Here is a 22,065-nt window from a genome sequence, read left to right as displayed (position 1 = left end):
ATGAGGAGGGTGGCGTTCCGTACTCTCTACTTGGAAGAAGTTCAGAGCTTCTTGGCTCCGTCCGCGGCGGGTTCGACTCCTTCCTGGCTCGTCTCCACCGTGTCCGTGTTCTTGCGCAGCTTCTTCCACTTTGCGATCAAGAGGAAAAAGCCGCTGAGCAGGAACAGTCCGGCTGCGAGCGTCAGAATGCTTCCCCACATATAGATGTTGGACAGATCGTGGAGGTTCTCGCTCAACTTCTGGCAGAGCTCAGAGACACGACCGGAGTTGCCCGGCTTCTGCCTCCAGCTCTGGGCGTTGTCCCGGTTGCTGGAGCTGAGTGAGAACAGCCACCAGCTCGCCCAGAAGTAGAACGCTGAGCCGGCCAGCGAGAGGAGCGGTTCGACGACCGGAGACAGCTTCTTCTCAGAGCGCTTGCTCTCGTCAACGACGACCAACTTGAAGCGGTCGCCAAAGGCGATCTTCATTGCACCGAGTGTCACATAGACGAAGATCGCTCCCATGATCAGGAACGAGGTGGTGGCTACCCCCAGCGCGTTGAGGCTCTGGTGCTCGTACGAGCTGGTCTGGTAGTGCTCGAACAGGCTCTGGTAGTACCGGGAGTTCTCCCCCTGAATCTCCCCCATCATGAAGAGTGGGTAGAGGATCGCCGCGAAGATGACGCTCACGAACAGCAGAGCCCGAAGGATGCGCTTGAAACGGTTGTTCATATACACTTCTTCCGGTTGAGTTACGGTTGTACGTAAAATATATCACACTAATAAGGGAGTTGGTATTGTTTTCAGCCTCTTTTCTGTAATATCTGACTAAATATCACAAACTCATCTATTATAGATTCCAGCTCTTTCCCGACAGTTTAAACAATAGAGAAGCTGCTTTCCTCTACGATGAGAAAAGCAGCTTTGTTTTTTAGCTTTACGTATAATGGATCAGATTTGCAATGATTACAAATACGGCGCCGATGATCACCCATACGATCATAAGTGGCCACATAAACTTGAGCCATTTTTGATAAGTAATCCCTGATACCGATAAGCTTCCCATCAACATAGAGGAAGTTGGTAAGATGATATTCGTAAATCCATCACCCATTTGGTAAGCTAATACAGCTGTTTGTCTTGTTACATGGATGAGGTCTGAAAGTGGAACCATAATCGGCATCGTAGTTGCAGCTAACCCTGTACCAGAGGTGATAAAAACATTCATAATAGTCTGGAAGAAATACATACCAAGGACTTGAATGGAACTTGGAAGATGACCGATGAGTCCAGATAAAGAATAGACAATGGAATCAATGATATGTCCTTCTTCAAAGACCATCAATATACCACGAGCTAAACCGATGATCAGTGCTCCATATGTCATCGATTTAGCTCCGATGACAAACTCTTTTGCTATTCTGCTCGGGCCAAACCCGGATAAGAATCCAGCGATGATGCCCATACTCAAGAAGAGTGCGGATAACTCCTCGATCCACCAATCTTGTGTAGATACTCCCCATACTAAGCTGCCAAAACCAACTAAAAGTGTGAGTAAAACAAGGTAATGTTTGCCTTCCATTTTTGGAACATCCACTTGCTCCAAAGTTTGACTGCTGTTCTTTTCTTTTTCTAACTCTGCAACAAAAGAAGATTTTGGATTATTTTTTACTTTTTGTGCATAGCGGATGAGGTAGTAACTTGTGATGATAAGTAAAACAACTAGTAAAATAGCACGCAGCCATAATCCAGAAAACATGGGGATTTGAGCGATGGTTTGGGCAATCCCTACATTAAATGGATTTAAAAGTCCTGCTGTAAAACCGATCGAAGCCCCAAGGGAAACCATCGCCGTTCCAACGATTGCGTCATATCCAAGTGATCGGGCGACAGCTATACCAATCGGAACAAACACCATACATTCGGTAGACATCCCCATCGAAAAGCCGCCAACCGAAAACAGGGTGAGGAAAATGGGGATAATGAGCTTGTCTTTGTTTTGAAATCGATGGGCTATCCTCCCAGTTATCGCATTGATAGTTCCTGTTGCCGTAATAATTTGAAAAGCACCACCGACGATAAAAATAAACATGATGATATCAGCAGAATCATTTAATCCTTTGACGATCATTTTCGGAACTTGAACAATGCTGACTGCACTTGATTCGATATGATGATAAGAATTTGGTACAAGTTCGGTCTGATCTGTTTTTTTATCTTCAACTCGTTTGAACTCGCCAGAAGGGATCAAGTATGTGAAGAAAGAAGCGATGATGATCAATAAAACTAGCAAGACATACGTGTGTGGAAACTTGAAATATTTGAGTACTTTGCTCATAAAATTTCCCCCTACTAGTCGCATCTAAGATGATTGTTTTTGTTTCCAAGCTTCAAATTCTTGTCGAACTTGCTGAAAAGCTTCTGGATTGTCGATCAGATCATATGCTGTCATAGCAAGTGCTTTAGATGCCTGAATCAGACCTGCCATACCAGCTTCGGAACCTGCAAGAGCTGCAAATTCAGATGTATGGGTGGTTTCATTTCCGATTTGAATATAAGGGTGGATAGTAGCTGTTACTCGTCCAACATTTCCAATATCAGATGAGCCTAATCCACCTTGTGTCGGCGGTTCACTTACTTCAATTCCCATGGATTCGAGGTTATGGCGAAAAAGATCTGCTAAAGCATGATTGTTATTTCGTTCTGCATAGATGAGTCCTTCTGTAATCTCGCATCTGGCTCCCATAGCTTCTGTTGCATGTTCCACTGTGCGATACACTTTTTGTCTAACAACTTCAAGGCCTTTGACAGTTGCAGCCCGCATCAAAAATTTGGCTTCGGTGAAGTCTGGTACGACATTTGTCGCTTCACCGCCATGCGTGATAATGCCATGAATCCGTACATCATCAGTGAAAAATTGGCGCAAGGCATTGATTGCATTGTAAGAAGTGATCAATGCTTCCAATGCACTGATTCCTTTTTCTGGGGCAGAAGAAGCATGTGATTGCTTGCCGAAAAATTGAATCGTCGCGTCCACGCAAGCTAATCCACCGCGAAGTACCCATGTTTTCTTTTGTGGATGGCACAGCATAGCTGCATCGATATCATCGAAGATGCCATCATCAGCCATCAAGATTTTCCCGCCACCTTCTTCTTCAGCAGGTGTTCCGATGACGACAATTTTCCCTTGCAGATCCGGTACAGCATCTTTTAACGCTAAAGCAGCTCCTACAGCTGATGATCCGATGATATTGTGACCACAGGCATGTCCAATTTTCGGCAGTGCATCATATTCTGCAAGAAAGGCAATAGCAGGTCCTTCTCCATTGTCCCAAGTAGCACGAAAAGAAGTGGGGAGTCCTGACAAGCCTTTTTCAATTTGAAAACCTGCTTTCTCTAAAGGTTCAATCAACCAGCCTTGTGCCTGATGTTCTTCAAAACTTAACTCTGGGTTCGCATGGATTTTTAATGATAGCGCTTTTATTTCTTCGCTTCGTTTTTCTACAGCAGCTTGAATTTTATTCTTGTTATTTCCCATTGAAAGTAATCCTTTCTCTATCCATTTCTAATTAAAGAGGGTGATAGCGTTATCATTACATAAATTGTACCCACTCCTCTGGGATAAGGGAATTCAAGAATTTTTTGGTTCATTCATAAAAAATTTTTGGTTAATCATGCGGATAAGTGGATTTGATATAGTTTACAAAGCGTTGAACGACTTTCAGATGTGCGGTTTCTTTTTTATGCATCAGCCAAGTGTTCCGTTTTAAAGCTTTGCTATCTTTTGCCATAAGATCATATGTGTAAAGATCGTCGTCCTGATGGATAAAAATACGAGGGACAATTGCATATCCCATCCCGTTTCGCACCATCTCCCGGCACGTTTCATAACTATCTACTTGCATGGCAATATAGGGTGGCTGGTCATAGTGATCATTCCACCATTGATCAATACTGTGGATAATTGTTGTATGAGAGCTGCTTTTCGCTTGAATGGAGTTGAGAGGTTCTCGATAATGTACTTTTGGTAGATCAGGCAGTTTATTAAGATCGATTGGATCTTTGGAGATAATGCAGATATTTTCCTCTTCTAAAAAGTATTTTTCCTCGTACCAATGGTAATCCCCGCGAATAATCCCGACATGGAGCTCATCTGCTAGTAGCCCATCGATTAACTCATTGCTCATTCCTGTTGTGACATGGATTTGAATTTGAGGAAAGGCAGATTGAAATGTTTTTAATAAGGGCGGGAGCTTGTATTGAGCAAAGTAACTGGAAACACCTAATCGAAGAGTTCCTCTCTCGTCATGACGAATGTTGATGACGAAGTCTTTAGCCTTTCGCAGATTTTTTAGTGTTCTCTCTGCGTAGGCAAGGAGGTATTCTCCTTCTGGAGTAAAACGAATTCCTTTCTTTTCTTTGACAATGATGGGGACAGCAAATTCCTTTTCGATTTGCTGGAGTCGATAGCTCAGTGCAGGTTGAGTGATATAAAGCCGTTCAGCAGTTCGTGTTAAATTACGTTCTTCATTTAGGTATATCAAAAGTTGGCAATCTTGTTCTGTCATACTGTTATCCTCCGTTATAATAATGTTAATATACGCCAGAAATAAGGAGTTATGAAAATATATAGATAAACAAATAGATTTGTAAGATGTTATAATATTTAATGGATTGTTGCAAATTCAGAAGAAGGAGGGGGATTAGATGGATAAAAGAAAAATGGCGAGAGACTTCGTGGATGTCATGGACCAGATGGAAAATGTTCGTAGCAGTCGTAATTTTATCGTGGTTGAGATTTTAATTCTTTCCGCAATTTTAGGATATTATTTCCACTCATGGCCTACATTTATTGGCTCTGTCATCATACTAGCCATATTATTTGTTATCCCATATTTACGAGTTGTATTATTTGTACCACTGAGTATCATCTGGGGACTAATCGCTTATACCGTATTGGGTATGTTTGCGAGCGGAAATATAGCAATCGGCGGCGGAGCTTTCATTGGCCTGCTTGTTTTTTTTATTCACATTGGTTCTCGGTAGAATAAGATAAAGGTCATCTAAAGATTTTCATGAACCTTTAGATGACCTATTTTATGTTGATTCACTATACTTCAATAAGTTATTTGAATAATTTGATTTTTAATACAGGAAAGGATATCAATAATTTCATTTACTTCTTTTTTAGTTTATTTGCTTCCCTGTGTAAAAGACCTGCAAGTTCCATATAATCACCTTGGTCAACTCTGCGCAGCATATGTGTTATCACATACAACTGTGCTAAATATCCATCTTTACTATCCAATATATCTTGAAATGTTTCGTACACTTGGTTTGCGATTTCAGGAACGAGTAAACTGTGGCAATACAAATATGCAGCATCATATCCAGCAGGGGCCATTCCCCAACTCTCCCAATCTAAAATACTACATAATGGATTCATTAAATTAGCCCAGTGCAGATCAGCATGTGCAGTAGTCCAGTTACAAACTTCACTATCAATATCATCACCATAGAATACAAGAAATCGCCGAGATACCTTTTCTTGGCTTATAGTAGTTCTATTTGTCTGATAGGAAGATAGAACATCTAAAAATTTTCGTAAATCTGACCACCATTGAGTGGATAATTTGATATTCGTTCGTAACTCTGGTGTAGCTGAACACACTCGACTATTTATATAAGTGTGTAACTCAGCACGGTAAAGAGTATCGCCTTCTTCATATTCTGTTACTCTGAGAACCTTCGGTTTAGAGATACTTTGAATGGCATTAGCAGCTTTATTTCCTTCCCACCAGTCTCCTTGCGCCCACCACTTTTGTTCAGAAACCACTCGAAGCCAGTATGTATCCTCCAGTTTTCTTACTTTGCATCCTATTGATCGGTTATTCCAACCAAAAAAAGGATCACCTAATAGCAATAAATCATATTGCTTTGCATATTTAACAAGTGCTTCATACATTTCAAATTGCTTACCTTCATATGGATTCGAGAAATTCATATTATTTTTCCTCATTCACAATATGACGTAAATAAATGGAGGGATTAGAGAGAAATCTTTGCCAATGGTCTACTAACTCAAGCTCTTTCCAAGGTAATCTTTTGATTCCTTCTGTGCTAAGTTCTAAAATATCAGCTTTAGGTAATGCAGTTAACAGAGGAGAATGTGTAGCACAAATGACCTGTGCGCCGATTTCAGACAGGCGGTTCATGATGGATATTAAATGGAGGCAGGATGAAAAAGAAAGGGCTGCCTCTGGCTCATCTAGTAGATATAATCCGGGTTCTGTAAACATGGTATCTAATACTTCCAGATACCCTTCCCCATGACTCATTTCCATCACATTCTTTTCCCAATAACCACGCATTCCTGTGACAAAAGACATGAATCCATGTGCGGTTTCAGCTCGTAAAAAATACCCTTTTCTTTTTTTAGGAATCGCAGACACCTTTGATCCAATAGGTGTATAGTTTAGTTTCATTACTTCACCCAAAGGGGTTTGGGGACGATCATTAACAAATTTTCGTCCCGCACGACCTCCATGAGCATCTAATCCATAAGCTTCTGCAATACCCTCTATAATGGTAGATTTACCAGAACCGTTTTCTCCTACTAAGAACGTAATAGGAGTTTGAAACGTTAATCCTTGGCGTACAATTTGAGAAACAGAAGGAACATCAAAAGGCCATCTATCTCCATCTATTAAATTACAGTCACAGATAACCTCTTCTATAATCATGGTTTCACCTGTCTTTTAATCAAAATAAGTTAGCCAACAACTGATCTTTTTATCATATCGAATTTATTGATTCTGTTTTCTCCATTTCTTCAATCCACGCACTCAGAAAACAAGTTAACCCCCTTTTCCTCACTCTCTCGGATGTATCGATTTCTCGAAATGTTTCGGTATTTCTCCTTCCGGTAGACAGTTGGGGAGGGGGGATATTTATCATGAATGCTCATATGCTAAAAAACTATCAATCCATTGTAAATTGATAGTTAAAGTCATAGACATCTGCTCGGTCTGTTAACAAGCAATATTCAAGTAATCTTCCATCATCATTGAATACTTTCCGCAAAATATTCATGATGACTACCTTGTTCTTCTTTGGATCATCGACTAACTTCAAATCTTTTATATCTTGATCAGTGGGCAATGTAGCTCGCAATGTTTCATCAATATACTTTGGTTTCAATCCCATTGCTCGCATGGATCGGTATAGACCTGATCCTTTTTCCTTAATCCTTCCTTCAAGTTCCGGTAGATTGATATAGTCTGGCATGTAAGAACGAGACACAGCAGCGAGTTTATCTTCCAACCATTGTTCATGACAGTAGTACAACACTGGTGCTTGCATTTCAGCCAATACCTCATCAGGGATATCTTTGTTATCGCTTATAATCCTTAACTCAAGTAAATTTTTATGATACTTCTTCCCTGCTGAATCTCTAGAGAAGCTTTTTCTTGTACTTTTGTGAGGTAATTTTGGGCGTACTTTTCGAGGGTTTCTGGTACTTGAAGAAATAACCAATCCTTCACGTATGAGAGCATTCACAGCAGATTGAATAGTCATTGGATGAGCATTGAATTCTTTACTTAACTCTAGATTTGTTGGGAAATTTTGACCAGGTGCATATATTTTCGTTTTGATCCGTTCTTTTAGAACTTCGAATATTTCTGTCCACTTTATTTTAGCCATCATGAGTACCTTCCTTTGTGCTATTTTACATACGCAAAAGCTATTGCTAAACCTGGAAGCATGATGCGTTTTGCATTAACCCCTTTAAAATACAGCCGTTTTAATTCATCAGATGAAGCATTATGAATATCTTTAAAACCACGATCATTTAGAAAGGACTCGATTTTTCCTTCTTCAATTCCAAAAATATAGTTTTCTCCTGTCCATCTTGCGGAACGATGTATGCTTTTTATATGGACATTGTTTGTATCTTGTAATGTTTCCTTGTAGTAGTAATCAAAAATGACTGCGCTGCCTGATGCGCTGTGGTTGGCAATGAAAGATAAGGTGCTATCTACGCCTTCTGGATTCAGATAGACTGTGACTCCTTGCCAAATAAAGAGTGTTTTCTTATTTTCCGAATAGCCATTTTGCAAAAGTCGTTCTCTTAAATCTTGTGTATTGAAGTCGACTGATACAAACGTAACATTTTTAGGCAGGGGGTTAATGATAGTTTTTAGTTTTTGTAATTTGACTTTTTGTGTCGCAGGATGATCTACTTCAAATACTTGTGTCTTCTCGATACCATCTATTCGATATCCACGGGTATCGAAGCCTGCACCAAGGATGACAATTTGATCAAAATCTTGCAGTAGGCATTTTTTCAAAAAGTCATCGATATAACGCTCCCGAGCAGTGACAAACTCTAAAGCTCCATGGTTGAATTTTTCAAATAATCCAGAAGTCATAATCCATTTGCTGAAAATATAGGTGATGCTGTTCACAAAGGAACGAGCGAATGGATCAAAACAAATACGTTCCTTTTCGGGTCTGCTCGATTCAAGAGCACGCATCAATGCGATTCCCATAGCTGTTGTACTGGATTTTTCACTTTTCAATCTGATCACTCCAATTTTACATAGGGAATAAAGAATGAAACAGCAAGTATCTTCCCACTTGAAAAGTTAAGAATCGGAATCTTTTTTTGGCCATTGAATGGTATTATGTTGGGGCATTTTTTTTCCTAATACCCACGAAGAAGTGCGATTTCCAACATAACGAACAATATGATTAAAGGTCATTTTTTTAGAAGCAGGTGAAAGCTTTTTGTCTTCTGATTGGTCTATTTGTGGTAGATTTAATCCAAATTGAGGTCGTAATTGGTTATAGCATTTCTTTTTGATATCGATAGGGATTTCTTTTCTGTCAAGAAACTGTAATGCTTCCTCCATATTATTTTGCTGGATAAGGCTTTGAAAATGAAGGATGATGACAGATGATAGAGGGAAGTTAAAGGTAAGATGAGAGCGATTTCCTCTTCCTTTGCCTGATGTCCATTCTATGAATCCATCACTGTGCATTTTTTTTAACAGAAGCCGTGCGTTGCGTGAGGAACAGTGAAGGATTTCGGATATTTTTGCGGTATCAACCGTGATAGGAGTTTTGTCTGTTACAGTATGAAACGCAAGCCTCAGTTCAATGTAGTATTCAATTGTGTTCATTTTTAACACCTCCTATGCTTTGGCAGCTATAAGATCCAATGCTTCTTGCCATCTTCCTTTTTGGCGGAGCAGCTGGATTTTTTTGGTGATAAGGTGTTGTCTTTCCATTTGGCTTTCTTCTGATAGCGCTAACGCTTTGTTGATAAATTCTAGAGAGGAATCCAACTGATTTTTAACTAGTTTCATGTCACTTAGCAGTTCATATGCCTTTATTGAAAAGGGAGTATGGTTTTCTTGTTCCGATAAGATGATGTTGCAGTAAGAAGTTGCTTCTTCCCATTCTCCATCTTGATATAAGAAGGTGGCCAATTTACTCATACATTGCAATTTCATCTGGGGTTGTTCTAATTGGAGATACAAAGACATTGCTTTTTGTAGTTCTTGAGTTGCCTGATCATAGACATGATGATATCCATAAAGAATGCCCAGATTCATATGTGTTCCGGCTAGATTTTCTTCATCTCCAGCTAACTCGAATGAAAGCAGAGCCTTTTCAAAATGTTGTCTGGATTGATGGAAATCGTGGAGCTGCATATAACAAACGCCTAAAGACATAAAAATTTGGCCTGATTTATAGGTTATATCTAGGTTTGCACTGAACTGAAGAGCCTTGTTAAAGTAATAGATAGCAGAATAGACTTCCCCTAGTTTCCCATGTTGAACCCCTAGTTGAAAGAATAGTGTTATCTGGGTATAGGTTGAAATCTGTTCATAGATGGCAATCTCATAAGCTTCTATCAACAAATGGAGTGCTTTATCTTCTTCACCTGATAAGGAGATCGTTTTACTCATGGCGATCATTGTCCGAATAAGAGGATTTTTATCTGGGTAGCATTCGAGGTTGTTCATGCTCTTGATAAAATAGGATTGTGCATTTTCTATATGTTTTTTGTGCGATTCCCACTGGCCTAAAATCCAATAAAAAATACCTTGTTCCCGACTGGGCCAAGTTTCTACTTCCTTTGCTTGGAAATCTTTGATCAAATCATAAGCTTCTTGAAATTTATACCGTTCTATTTTTTTCTCTGCCATATATATAGGACGGAGCGTCTTTTTATTCGGTTCCATGATGTTCAAATTTTCACCCTTTACATTATAATGAAGGGAAAGAGTTTAAAGGTAATCACTTCCATTATATCATTTTTTCAAAATAATTTTTATTATTGCACTCATTAATGTTTTCTAAAAGGAGAAAAGGCAAGGTGTTACAGGATAGACAGAGACTCATCGATCGGTATGACCTGATCAAAAAGTTAGGCCAAGGCGGAATGGCTACTGTATATTTGGCATGGGATACACGTTTAGAAAGAAACGTAGCGATAAAGGTGATCGATGATAGGCAGTTAAATGGAGAAGAGGGAATAGAAAGATTTATACGTGAAGCGAAAATTGTCAGCAGTTTAAATCACCCCAATATTGTTCAAATATATGATATTGTTCATCAAGATGAGACGCATTTTATCGTAATGGAATATGTGGATGGTCCATCTCTGCATCAAGTATTAAAAGAAAATGAAAACTTAAGTGAAGATCAAGTGATCCATTTTGCAAGTCAAATTTGTGACGGTTTAGCTCATGCACATGAAAATGGAATCATTCATCGTGACATTAAGCCTCATAATATTTTATGCACTGCAAGCGGCGTCGCAAAAATTGCTGATTTTGGAATCTCCAAACTAATGGATTCTACAAAGATGACGTTAACTGGTATGGTAATGGGATCGGTCCATTATTTTTCTCCAGAGCAAGCTTCTGCCCAAGCTGTACAGCCATCCTCCGATGTTTATTCTTTGGGTATTGTGATGTATGAAATGATGACAGGTATGGTGCCTTTTGATGAAGAGAGTTATATTGCCATTGCAATGAAGCATATCAATCAACCTGTGCCTTCTTTAAAGGGTTTAGGCAATAAGATAAACCCAAAGTTAATACAAATTATTTATAAGGCATTGGAAAAAAATCCTGCTCGTCGTTTCCAGACAGCAAATGAAATGAAATTATCGCTTTTAGGGCTTATGAAACCGAGTATACCTACAACATTAAAGAATAAAGAAACTGCATATCTCTACCGCAGTCCTGTAGTCTATTTGTCCATAACGATTCTATTGGTACTGGGCACTGTTGGTACATACATTTGGTATAATGCGTATCAAAGTGAAGCAACAAAACAAACACAAATCAACGAAAAAAGTGTAGATACACCAACATCGAAGGCAAAAGGGAAGTACCCTTGGTGGAAAGAACTCCCCAAAAATAATAAACTAAGCCGTATTTTTCATAATCGCAAGGTAGAAGGAGAAGATGGGGAGTATGATGTGAGTGTAGATGTGGGGGATTTACCTTCTACTAAATTTTATTACAACATTTATGTAATCGATCGGATAAGTTCAAGGCTTGTGATATCGAAGCAAACCGTTCAATACAAACGTTCTTCACAATCGACACTAACTCCTGTGAAATTTCATGTAACTGTTCCAGAACAATTGTTGCCGATAAATGAAGGCATTGCAAAAATCGAATTTTACTGGAAAAATGACCCAAATAGCAATGAAAAAAACTATGTGGCAGAAGAAAGCTTATTACAACAATGGGGAACAGCCCCTTCGTCATGAAGAAAATAGAAGAGATGGATGGAAGGCTTACTTCTCATCCATCTTTTTTCGTTAACAAAAGGGGTAAGCCTCAAACTGTAAATTACCCTTTTTCCTTTGTTATAAAGCTTTTAAACTAAAGTAGAAATAAGTATCTCATGAGGTATACGGAGGAACTTTTTATGAGGAAATTTAATTTTTTATTCTGTTTACTCCTAGCGGTTACTGCCATAATATCCGGTTGTACCATGAATTTCGCTAGTGAGAATGGACAAAAAGATATCAATTCCAATCCAAACCCAATCCGAGTCACTATTTACAAACATTATGAGGATGGAGTAGAGCTGAAATTCGAATTGCTAAATGCACAAACAGCAAAAGGAACTTGGACAATTCAAGATTGTGGAGAACAAGATATACAAAAAAATAAAGGAGCCATTGTTATTCATAGTGTTGCAGACTGTATGATCCCAGAGGGGCATGAAAACGACAAAAGCTATTACACGCAGTATATAAATTTTACAGGGATAGTAAATGGGGAAAAAGTAACATCGGATAAGGTTTATGTGTTGGATTACGATGAGGTAGATAAAGTGCCTTTGGAGCGCCAAAATCCTGATAGTGGCTGGGTGATGCTTCAAACTTTTATAAAAACAGGATATTTATATGGAGCAAGCGTTCATATTGGATCGACCCGTGCTGAAATAATTGATTTTTTTGGAAAACCTGAAACAGAGAGCCCAAATTTCCTCGATTATGGGGATATTTATTTTACCATGTACGGTGATCATGTAGGGATGATTAAGATGATAAATACAAAAGAATTCCCGATTGATGTTCCTAATAATGACAAAGATGAATTGGTCCGTGTGTTTGGAAATCCAGATCAAACTCATGAATATGATGGAATCTACTATAGTGACTACGATCTCGGAAAGAGTACGGCTACTTTTGCATGGAATGAAAAAGAATCTAAACTTGTAAGTGTCGAAGTGTCCGAATAGTAATCGAAAAGGGAACTTAGTCTGTTAAACAGGATTAAGTTCTTTTTTATGCAGTTGAAAAAGAAAAAAGGTGAAATCTAGATGTTTTTGTTTACCCTTTGTGCAATTTAGAGCAGTTTTTATTTACATGGACTGTTATATAAAACTATGTCAAAATGTATAGTATTAATTTAAAAAAATGGAACTTAGCGTCATTTCCTCGAAAGGGGTGTACAGTTGAAAAACAAAACAAAAATCATATTGACTGCATTGATTATAGTTGTACTTCTAGGAGTTGGAATCGTTTATTCTTATTCAGATCTTTTTCAAACAAAACCCGTAGATGATCGCAAAGTGGTAAATCAGGTGAAAAATGTTGATGGTATATCAGCAAAGATAATAGGGATCTACTCAAGTGGAGCAAATCTACACCTACATAAGAGTAACAATGATCAAATGCAAGCGAAAATTAACGGGAAAATACCGAAACAAGATGATGTTGAGTTGAAATGGTCGAAACAAGGGGACGAAGTATACTTAGAAGTTTATGATAAAGAAAATAATGTGAAAACAGAAACAGAAAAACAAGCATTCCCCTCAGAGCTAAGCTTAGATGCTTTCATCCCAAGTAAAGTCTATGATTCTATCGAATTGAGTACACACGATGGTAATTTAACATCGGATATTCCCCTACAGGCTAGTGAAATAAAAGTAGATACACAAGCAGGATCAGCAAATCTCTCGAATATCTCCGGAGATCAAGTTCATTTTACAAGTGATGAGGGAAATATCCAGTTGAAAAAAATCAACGCTGGGTACATGACGCTTACTTCATGGGATGGAAATATTTCACTCCTAGACTCTGTGGGACAGGTAAAAGGAGAATCACAATCTGGAGACATCAACATCACCCGCTATAATGGATCGATGATTTTGAAATCGAGCACAGGAAGTATAAGAGCTGAACAAATTGCACCTGTATACACGAGTGATGAAATAACAACAGAAACAGGAAATGTGGATTTTACGTTTCAAACCTTACCAGCTAACCTCTATCTCGCTCTTACAAGTGAAAGCGGTACGATGAATAATAGCTTACCAATTAAAAAAATGATCGATAAAGATAAAGATTATTATCATATTAGATACATCAAAGGAACCCTCGGTAATGGAACAGGAAACTTAGTTATTGATACCAAGAAAGGTGATATCCATGTATCCTTAAAAAAATAAATCAGTGAGGAATAAAAATGCGAGTAAAAAAAATAGCTTATTTCATTCCTATGTTTATGTTGCTGCTTGTTCTGTCAGCTTGCTCAGGAAAAGCTGCAAAAGTAGTAGTAAAACCGTTGACAAAAGATCAAGTGATGTCAAAGGTTTCTCAGCAATTGAAAAAACAAACGAAGCTAATCCCTGTCCAATATCATCGCAGAGACATTGATTGCTGGGGGATGGGTGGAGTCTAAAATCGAATACTATGGGGATAAGGAATACTATACGCAATCGAAATATAGCGATGGGTCTTCGGACGAACAAGTCTATCAATTACCCGGATACCAATACTATCGAAATATATATGATGGCGAGAAAAAAGCATGGGAGAAAATCCCATATGAGAGACCGTTCAAAGCGGAAGATATAGCGTCTATGACTTCTTCTGGCAGTATAAACGATTTAAAGGCCCAAACTTATTTTTCTGTTTTAAAATCAGTTGGGGATCAAGTCCAAATGAAAGAAACAGACAAAACCTATGAATTAAATGTAACAAGTACAGATCAAAATAATAACTTCAAATGGATGCAAGGCTATCTAAAACGATATGCAGACGTGATTGATCCTAAGGAAATAGCGTTTCAAAAGTATCATACGAAAATGGTAATCGACAAAAAAACTTTTACGGTTCAAATCATTGAAAATGAAGTTTTCTATACAAGACAAACGATAAATCTGGATAATGGAGTGAAAGGACAAAAACATCTCGATATCCAAACTGTTATCAAGTACCCTGGTGCAAAGAAATTAGTTGTGCCCAAAGATGTAGTAAGTGAAGCGGACAAGAATGATCCAATGAAGCAATTTGAACAACAGTTCCAGCAAAAATAAAAGCTTTGCTCCTTTTTTAGGGGCAAAGCATTTTTTACACTTAAATTGCTTTTTTCTTTTTGGGGAGAGTTAATACATTGGATGCTCTACGAAAAGGTTGGAAAGAGAAACCACCCTGAAAATGTTTAGGTTCATAAGCTACGATAAAGGCATGTGGGTCTAGTTCTGTGATCTGTTTAGAAAGTTTATGCTGTTGTTTTCGATGTGCTGTAATAGACAGAACCAATCGCTCTCCATCCATACCTTCGCCAAACCATGCAGTGACTCCATAACCAGCCGCTCTTAGCTGTCCTGCAAGTTGAATGTTCTCTTTTTTGGTGATAACGGAAATATTTAGATATCCAAGTGCTAGCTTTTCTTCTAATTTCATGCCTAAAAATAACCCAATGCCATAGCTGACACAGTAGACGATCAAATTGATCGGTTGACCCAAATTGTCCAATACAATTTTGAATCCAATTACATAAACCAATACATCCACGCTACTTAGCAATGCTGCCATAAACTGATAACCTTTGATGGTGAGTATGGTACGAACAGTAAGCATGGATACATAAACAATTTGCAGTACGACAATCAGCAGCAAAGTGGTGAACATAGGGCATCCTTCTTTTCTGGTAAAATACTGTCTCGTCCCTTTTCGAGGCATATCCAGTGCTATAAGATGATATGAGTGCATGAATGAGCGGATAGCTTCTCTTTTCATAGAGAATCATTCGTTTAGACGATAAGATTATACAACCGGCAGTTCTTATTCGGCAATAGGTTTTTGAAAATTATTCTCCTTTTTTTGTTTTTTTATTTTAATGTTCTTTTTCTCATGGTTTCATGTACCGATAAAAAGAAAAGAGCCTTGAAATAGGCCCGAATAATCTAAAAATGATGTAATTGTTTTACTTTTTCCAACAAAAGATTTTTAAGGAGTAGACTTATTTAGCTCACCTTTTTTGGGAGCAGGACTATATTTCAAGTAAGAAACCAATCCTCCCATCCCAAGTAAAGAAAGGACAATAAAAAGGGCCAATCCTGTCCAATGGATTCCTAACCATTTATAACTAGGGACATCTTCAAAAATAAGTTGCAATAGACCACTGAATAATACAACAGGAAATCCAAAAATCGTGATGAGCACAATCAAACGATTTGTCTTTAAATTAGTGTGGTTTTCAATGATTTGTTCTAACTCAGAAATAGATTCATATAATTCTTGGAGTTGGCTGTGCAAGGTCCAACGTTTTTCCAGCGTTTCACGAAAGAGTTGCAGATGATAATCCGAAGAAGAGAACATGGTTGTAAGAATGGCATAGCGAATTTTCGTCTTATTGGAGCTGATCCAATGATTGATTTCCATGAGTTTTACATTGGACAAGGTTTGTTTCATTTTTAACCATTCCAACACTTTCGACATCATCTGAATACAATCTTGATGTACGCTTTGGAAGAGAGTGACCTGCTTCACTACATGTTCGATTTCTTGCTGATATGCGGGCAGATCAAGGGACTCTGTATTCCAATCATCTAGTAAAAAAACACCATTTTCATGCACGATAGCATAACCAAATGGAGTTTCAACAAAATCAAACGAGCTTTCCGGAGGTAAAGGATAGATAGGCGGAATCTCGTCTTCTCGAATGCGTGATGCGCATATTGCTAAATATCGTTGCAGTGTTGGAGATGTCACTAAAACTTGCTGCTGTCCGAGTGAATTCCATTTTGCAGCAGTTAAAAATTTTTCTTTTGCCCAGATAGGTTTGCATTCATATATTCGGCAAGAGTCTCCAATTGTTCCATTAGATAGGTAGGGATTTACAGTAATAGATTTAGCAGGATTGTATAGCTCCCAGATAGTGTTTATTACATCAGACCACTGTACTTTGGAATGTTCTTTTTGATGATATTTACATTTTGGGGCAGTTACAGTTTGATAGTTACCGTTTTGATCATGCCAATGACAATCGGTAGGCCGATGGACACCCCAACGTTCATTTTCCAATGATTCGAGTTTATACCATAAGTCTTTTAAATGGAGATTTTGCCCTGCTTCTACTTGGATAACAATGTCACGACCAGTGCCGCTTAATTCTGGGCGATAGATGGCGAAAAATTGGAACCCTGATTCAAGCCATGTTCGTTCTTTATCATGGATAAGAAAAGATTTGAGCAGTCCGATATAGGTGTTTTCTGTCGTTATAAATGCATCGACAAGCATGGTTTTCTGCGAGTCTTTGACGGGCAGCTCTAGTTGTGTAATGGTTGCTTGTTTGATGCTCAATTCATATTTTTGATACTCTCGCTTCAAGTAAAGTAAAGCACGGTTATATTCTTCGATGTGGTCGGAGTTGGGAATCTCATAGGGGAGTACTTGATCCATCATCAGGGAAATAGCAAGATAGATACATGCCTGAAGGCCTTCTGTTACATTGGATTCATCAATGATAGTAAACATTTTACCATCTTCATTGATCTGCTCCTCAATAAGGAAAAAAGAGTGTGCCAATGCACTGTGCAAGCATCCCCAAGATTGAAATGGTTTTCCTGTTGTTTTTACATCATCTGATTCCCATCGGATGGTATAGTCTATCCATTCAAAGGGGAAATCTTTTCTGTCTACATTATGATGTCGGCAATAAAACATAATAAATGTCAGACATGCATCTAATGATAAATCTTCGAAATAAAAAGAGTACTCTTGGAAGGGTTTGTTATGGAGGAGGTGCAGTTCTTCTAAGTGGTACAACATTTCGGTTGTAGATTCATAGCCATCATTTTGATAGTAGTAAACAAGTTTGTTTTGATAATAAGAAAATAATTCATTTCCAATAAACACTTCATTGTCATAGCTAGGAATTTTGTTCGGTTCATAATGAATGGTAACTTCCTGCAACTCATTATAAAGTTGTTGCAAACAATCGATAAGTTGCAATTGTCCACATCCTTTTAAATAATTTTACTTTATTACAAATATTGTATCGAAAATATTTTAATATTTCAAATGATAAACGCCTAAAAAAGAAGAAAAGCTCACTTTTTTAGGCGTTTATTTCTATATATCGGTTACAAATGCTTTTGATATTTTTAACAATATTGTAAATAAATCTCATAAGAAGATGATTTTTGAAGGGAAAAAGTAGAATCATATGTCTGTAAAAATATCGAAAAACTCACGTGTTGGAAGTATGGTACCATAGAACAGAAACTTTTGGATAGATCACCGAAACAAGTTTGTCTTTGTCAGTTCCACTAATTCATTTCCATGACCACTCAACACTGCTTTTAGCATCCACAAAGTAAAGCCTTTTGCTTGGTCAAATGTAATGGAAGGCGGCATCGCTAATTCTTGTCGATTGACAACAACATCGACAACCACTGGACCATCCTCCTTTAGTGCTTGAGATATTGCTCCTTCTAACTCCAGCGGATTTTCCACTCGTATTCCTTTCATTCCGATAGCTTGAGCCAAAGCAGCAAAGTTGGGATTGTCGAGTTCTGTCCCCATTTCAAGATAACCAGCAGCCTTCATCTCCAATTCTACGAAAGCGAGTGAACCGTTGTTATAAACGATGATTTTTATAGGAAGTTTATGCTGTTTAAGAGTCAGCAAATCCCCCATTAACATCGATAGACCTCCATCACCAGACAAAGAAATGACTTGACGTCCCGGCTGGGAAACTTGAGCTCCAATTGCTTGCGGCAGTGCATTTGCCATCGTGCCATGAGTAAATGATCCTAAGAGTCGTCGTTTGCCATTCATACGCAAATACCTAGCCGCCCACAGAGTAGGTGTTCCAACATCGCATGTCAAAACAGCATCTTCTGAGGCAAGATCGCTTACAAGTTTAGTCAAATATTGGGGATGAATCACATTGCGTCCCGGAGCAGCCAGCTCATCTAATTCTTTACGGACATGAGCATAATGTTTGGAGAACCGCTTAAGATGGTCTGGGTCGTGGTCTGCTAAGTGAGGTAACAATTTTTCGATAGTTTGTTTTACATCTCCGCAAAGACCGTAGGTAAGTGCCGTTCGGCGACCTAGATGAGAAGGATCTATGTCTACTTGAAGAACGGTGGCCTTTTCCGGGTAAAATTGCCGATATGGAAAATCGGTTCCAAGCATAAGCAGTACATCACATTCCATGATGGCATGATATCCAGAAGAATAGCCGATTAATCCTGTGAGTCCGACAGAATAAGGATTATCATATTCTAAATATTCTTTTCCTCTGAGAGCTATGACCATTGGGGATTGTAACTTTTCACATAATTTCATTAGAGAATCATGTGCGCCTGCACAACCAGCGCCACACAACAAAGTTACACGTTTTCCATCATTTAAATATTCAGCAAGTCGTTTGATTTCATTATTATCGGGATGGATGATGGGATGAGTTGGGTGGAAAACATGTTCAGGCACATCTGTTTTATCGTACTCAAAAGCGGCAACATCCCCAGGTAACACTAAAACAGATACATCTGAATTTGCGACTGCTGACTGCATGGCCATGGTGACCATATGAGGGATTTGTTCTGCTCCCATTACCATTTCACAAAAAGAACTGCATTCTTTGAATAATTGATCTGGTCGAGTCTCTTGAAAATAACCGCTTCCGATTTCAAAGCTGGGAATATGGGCAGCAATGGCAAGTACAGGTACTCGGTTTCGGTGGCAGTCGTACAACCCATTAATGAGATGCAAATTACCAGGTCCACTGCTTCCGGCACAAATTGCGATGCTCCCATTTAAGGAGGCATCTGCTCCTGCTGCAAATGCAGCAACTTCCTCATGACGTACATGAATCCATTCGATTTTTCCTGAACGCCGAATAGCATCGATGAGTGCATTAAGTGAATCTCCAATTATTCCATAAATTCGTGTCACGCCAGCGTTTATGAGTGTTTGGACGATAGAATCAGCAATAGTTCTTTTCATCGAATCTCTCCTTTGTCATCTATTTAGTCTGTCGATTTTCAACGGAGTTATTCTCTTAAAAGTCATATGAGATCAAAAGATACAACGGTTTGTGGATCGTTTTTTCATTGGATTCTGGAATCCATATCTATACTACCTTTCAAGCTTATAGTTTAAAAGAGGAGAGGTAACTTATGATAAATACTATCACAAGCCCTGTGATGATTGGAAACTTACAGTTCAAACAGTATGTAAAATTACCGATTATAGCAGTCGGGAAGATCTATACGACAAATTTGGCAAATGCTATTTTAGCAGATCGACTAGCAGATATAATTGCAATAGGTAGACCTTTACTCGATGATCCGTTATATGGTAAAAAAATGCTCGAAAAGGAATAAAAGCGACCCCTCATGTTTTCGTTCTTCTCCGACGAGAGGAGTCGACAAGATGAGGGTTTTTTTAGGATTTGTTTTGTTAAATTTCCCCTTACGATGAAACAAGCTAAAAACAACAAAAATGAGTTATTACAAGGAAATTCAGATGTCGAATGAGATTTTCCCATTAATTCATGTATTTAAATTTTAATGTTGTTCATATTTCTTTCCCCACAATAATGATTTCTTTGATATAATCATACAGGGACACAATTTGCTCAAAGGGTATCAATTATTTCGTATGGAATATGTGGAGGATTGACACCCTAGTAAAGAGAGACTAATGTTAGCTCGTATCAGGAGGAAACGCCATGAAAGTATATGTTGTTTATGATAGTGAAGGTGGACACACAGAGTCATTGGCCAAAGCTGTAGCTCAAGGTGCAGGTAATGTAGAAGGTGCTGAAGTACATATTCACCATGTAAATGATGCAGATGTTTATCAAATGGTAGATATGGATGCTATTATTTGGGGATGTCCCGGTCATTTTGGAACAATCAGCGCTGGGCTAAAGACATGGATTGATAAACTCGGTTATTTATGGGCTGAGGGAAAACTGATCAATAAAATCGGAGGAGTTTTCTGTACCACTGCTACACATCATGGTGGTTTAGAAGCGACCCTGCTCAATTTGATAACTCCTATGTTGCACCAAGGAATGATTGTAGTTGGCCTTCCTGCCGATATTCCAGAAAATGCACTCTATGGTTCATACTATGGTGTTGGTGTTACTTGTCCAGTAGAAGATACACCTGGAGTTGCTACAACATTAACGGCAAACGATACCGCTCTAGGACGGGCACTTGGAAAAAGGGTTGCAGAAGTGACCAAACAATTTGTTGAAAATCGAGGCTAGGTAAGGGAGAGTAAGCCCCATGATTATACCTATTATTTGTTTTGCAATTGCTGCTATTCTCTTGATTGTTCTAATCGTGGTAAATGTTCGCGCTGCATCCAACCGTAATAAAGAGGAATCACAAGTTTTAGAAGCTGAATCCATTGTGGAAACACCAGAAGAAGTACTAGAATCCAATCCAGCTGAATCTACGATTCAAAAAGTGGCGGAAGAGGTAGCAGAAGAAGAACGGATTTCAGAAGAACAATTAGAAGCAGAATTGCAACCTGTAACAAAAGAGGAACATGTTGAAGAAGTAAATCTAGAATCGAAAAGAGAAATAGAAAAAGAATCAAATAAAGAGACAAAGCCTTTTAAGATCGAAGATAGTACCTATCGGGCAGCTTTGAAAAAGTTCCAATCCCAAAAGCCGGGGCTAGCTAAAAAGAAAATCCAGATTTCTGATTCAGACTATCGCAGTGCACTTCGATCGATGCAAAAGAAAGACAAATAATCATTAAAATCCCCTTGTTATGAAAACAAAGGGGATTTTTTTATGTTCAATTTATGTAAAATGGTTAATTGCATTATCTCCTTTTCCTTTTCTCTTTCATAAAATATAGCAATCTATGGAGAGGGGGTAATAGATTGGAAACATTTAACAATAACGAGCGTCACCGCAGACATCGCCGCCGTAGACATCACCGCAGACATCACCGTAGACATCACCACAGACGTCATCACAGTGATCCTCAGAGCCATTTTCGCACAGAAGTGATTGTTTTACGTCAAGGTCAAACGGCTACTCGTACCTGTGGTTCGTTTTCAGGTAGAACGATCACGGCAAGACTTCGTCGAGGAGAGGTACTTGTAGCGATTTGCCGTTCTTCTCGCCGCAGATTTATTTTTGTTTGTGAAAGAGCCATATTTACGAGAACCATATTCTTACAGCGCGGAACAAGGATTGTTGTAAGTTGTCGTCGGAGATTTACCTAATCTCATTCTATAAAAGAATCGACTCCTTTTCAGGAGTCGATTTATTTAAT

General features: G+C 38.6%; 23 protein-coding genes. 10 read left to right on the top strand and 13 right to left on the bottom strand.

Annotated features, from left to right (window positions below; all coding sequences use genetic code 11):
• Positions 1-41: 41 nt before the first annotated feature.
• From AC5WOF_RS04515 to AC5WOF_RS04500, 4 genes are all read right to left on the bottom strand, one after another.
• A complete protein-coding gene (locus AC5WOF_RS04515) occupies positions 42-710 on the bottom strand; it encodes a hypothetical protein (RefSeq protein ID WP_496048743.1) in 669 nt (222 codons plus the stop codon).
• Positions 711-915: 205 nt separating this feature from the next.
• A complete protein-coding gene (locus tag AC5WOF_RS04510; RefSeq protein WP_496048742.1) occupies positions 916-2,316 on the bottom strand; it encodes a YfcC family protein in 1,401 nt (466 codons plus the stop codon).
• Positions 2,317-2,340: 24 nt separating this feature from the next.
• Positions 2,341-3,516: a M20 family metallopeptidase gene (locus AC5WOF_RS04505; RefSeq protein ID WP_496048741.1), complete on the bottom strand. Its 1,176-nt coding sequence runs from the start codon at positions 3,514-3,516 to the stop codon at positions 2,341-2,343.
• A gap of 130 nt (positions 3,517-3,646) precedes the next feature.
• Entirely contained in the window at positions 3,647-4,546 is a 900-nt protein-coding gene (locus tag AC5WOF_RS04500; RefSeq protein ID WP_496048740.1) for a LysR family transcriptional regulator, read from the bottom strand.
• Positions 4,547-4,685: 139 nt separating this feature from the next.
• Between AC5WOF_RS04500 and AC5WOF_RS04495 the strand changes: the two genes are divergently transcribed.
• Complete coding sequence (locus AC5WOF_RS04495) at positions 4,686-5,024, top strand: hypothetical protein (RefSeq protein WP_496048739.1); 339 nt, start codon at positions 4,686-4,688, stop codon at positions 5,022-5,024.
• A 130-nt stretch (positions 5,025-5,154) separates the two neighbouring features.
• Here the strand turns inward: AC5WOF_RS04495 and AC5WOF_RS04490 are convergent, their stop codons facing one another.
• From AC5WOF_RS04490 to AC5WOF_RS04465, 6 genes are all read right to left on the bottom strand, one after another.
• Entirely contained in the window at positions 5,155-5,982 is an 828-nt protein-coding gene (locus tag AC5WOF_RS04490) for a hypothetical protein (RefSeq protein ID WP_496048738.1), read from the bottom strand.
• Between the two features lies 1 nt (position 5,983).
• Entirely contained in the window at positions 5,984-6,721 is a 738-nt protein-coding gene (locus tag AC5WOF_RS04485) for an AAA family ATPase (protein WP_496048737.1), read from the bottom strand.
• Between the two features lie 238 nt (positions 6,722-6,959).
• Positions 6,960-7,682 carry a GntR family transcriptional regulator gene (locus tag AC5WOF_RS04480; RefSeq protein ID WP_496048736.1) on the bottom strand — a complete coding sequence of 241 codons (723 nt, stop codon included), beginning with the start codon at positions 7,680-7,682 and terminating at the stop codon, positions 6,960-6,962.
• A 20-nt stretch (positions 7,683-7,702) separates the two neighbouring features.
• Positions 7,703-8,560 carry an SAM-dependent methyltransferase gene (locus AC5WOF_RS04475; protein WP_496048735.1) on the bottom strand — a complete coding sequence of 286 codons (858 nt, stop codon included), beginning with the start codon at positions 8,558-8,560 and terminating at the stop codon, positions 7,703-7,705.
• Between the two features lie 66 nt (positions 8,561-8,626).
• Positions 8,627-9,163, bottom strand: coding sequence for an SgrR family transcriptional regulator (locus tag AC5WOF_RS04470; RefSeq protein ID WP_496048734.1), 537 nt, complete (start codon positions 9,161-9,163; stop codon positions 8,627-8,629).
• 12 nt (positions 9,164-9,175) lie between these two features.
• Entirely contained in the window at positions 9,176-10,231 is a 1,056-nt protein-coding gene (locus tag AC5WOF_RS04465) for a tetratricopeptide repeat protein (protein ID WP_496048733.1), read from the bottom strand.
• Positions 10,232-10,365: 134 nt separating this feature from the next.
• Between AC5WOF_RS04465 and AC5WOF_RS04460 the strand changes: the two genes are divergently transcribed.
• The 5 genes from AC5WOF_RS04460 (at position 10,366) to AC5WOF_RS04440 (ending at position 14,840) form a co-directional block, all read left to right on the top strand.
• On the top strand, positions 10,366-11,775 hold the full coding sequence (locus tag AC5WOF_RS04460; RefSeq protein WP_496048732.1) for a protein kinase domain-containing protein: 1,410 nt from the start codon (positions 10,366-10,368) through the stop codon (positions 11,773-11,775).
• A gap of 161 nt (positions 11,776-11,936) precedes the next feature.
• Positions 11,937-12,758, top strand: a complete 822-nt coding sequence (locus AC5WOF_RS04455; RefSeq protein ID WP_496048731.1) for a hypothetical protein — start codon at positions 11,937-11,939, stop codon at positions 12,756-12,758.
• Between the two features lie 216 nt (positions 12,759-12,974).
• On the top strand, positions 12,975-13,970 hold the full coding sequence (locus AC5WOF_RS04450) for a DUF4097 family beta strand repeat-containing protein (RefSeq protein WP_496048730.1): 996 nt from the start codon (positions 12,975-12,977) through the stop codon (positions 13,968-13,970).
• A 17-nt stretch (positions 13,971-13,987) separates the two neighbouring features.
• Positions 13,988-14,203, top strand: coding sequence for a hypothetical protein (locus tag AC5WOF_RS04445; protein WP_496048729.1), 216 nt, complete (start codon positions 13,988-13,990; stop codon positions 14,201-14,203).
• On the top strand, positions 14,193-14,840 hold the full coding sequence (locus tag AC5WOF_RS04440) for a hypothetical protein (protein WP_496048728.1): 648 nt from the start codon (positions 14,193-14,195) through the stop codon (positions 14,838-14,840). The genes AC5WOF_RS04445 and AC5WOF_RS04440 overlap by 11 nt, the downstream gene beginning before the upstream one ends.
• Positions 14,841-14,880: 40 nt before the next feature.
• Here the strand turns inward: AC5WOF_RS04440 and AC5WOF_RS04435 are convergent, their stop codons facing one another.
• From AC5WOF_RS04435 to poxB, 3 genes are all read right to left on the bottom strand, one after another.
• Positions 14,881-15,438, bottom strand: coding sequence for a DUF2179 domain-containing protein (locus AC5WOF_RS04435; RefSeq protein WP_496048727.1), 558 nt, complete (start codon positions 15,436-15,438; stop codon positions 14,881-14,883).
• A gap of 318 nt (positions 15,439-15,756) precedes the next feature.
• A complete protein-coding gene (locus AC5WOF_RS04430; RefSeq protein ID WP_496048726.1) occupies positions 15,757-17,763 on the bottom strand; it encodes a hypothetical protein in 2,007 nt (668 codons plus the stop codon).
• A gap of 285 nt (positions 17,764-18,048) precedes the next feature.
• On the bottom strand, positions 18,049-19,767 hold the full coding sequence (gene poxB / locus AC5WOF_RS04425; RefSeq protein ID WP_496048725.1) for a ubiquinone-dependent pyruvate dehydrogenase: 1,719 nt from the start codon (positions 19,765-19,767) through the stop codon (positions 18,049-18,051).
• A gap of 173 nt (positions 19,768-19,940) precedes the next feature.
• Here poxB and AC5WOF_RS04420 point away from each other — a divergent pair, with 173 nt between their 5' ends.
• From AC5WOF_RS04420 to AC5WOF_RS04405, 4 genes are all read left to right on the top strand, one after another.
• On the top strand, positions 19,941-20,147 hold the full coding sequence (locus AC5WOF_RS04420; RefSeq protein WP_496048724.1) for an oxidoreductase: 207 nt from the start codon (positions 19,941-19,943) through the stop codon (positions 20,145-20,147).
• A gap of 347 nt (positions 20,148-20,494) precedes the next feature.
• Positions 20,495-21,040: an NAD(P)H-dependent oxidoreductase gene (locus AC5WOF_RS04415; protein WP_496048723.1), complete on the top strand. Its 546-nt coding sequence runs from the start codon at positions 20,495-20,497 to the stop codon at positions 21,038-21,040.
• Between the two features lie 19 nt (positions 21,041-21,059).
• Positions 21,060-21,533 (top strand): hypothetical protein, encoded by a 474-nt coding sequence (locus AC5WOF_RS04410; RefSeq protein ID WP_496048722.1) that lies wholly within the window; start codon positions 21,060-21,062, stop codon positions 21,531-21,533.
• A 134-nt stretch (positions 21,534-21,667) separates the two neighbouring features.
• On the top strand, positions 21,668-22,015 hold the full coding sequence (locus AC5WOF_RS04405; protein ID WP_496048721.1) for a hypothetical protein: 348 nt from the start codon (positions 21,668-21,670) through the stop codon (positions 22,013-22,015).
• The last annotated feature ends 50 nt before the right edge of the window (positions 22,016-22,065 follow it).

Source organism: Shimazuella sp. NTD250, from assembly GCF_059510375.1.
The sequence above is the reverse complement of the archived record's forward strand: the minus strand, read 5'-3'. Positions and strand labels throughout refer to the sequence as shown.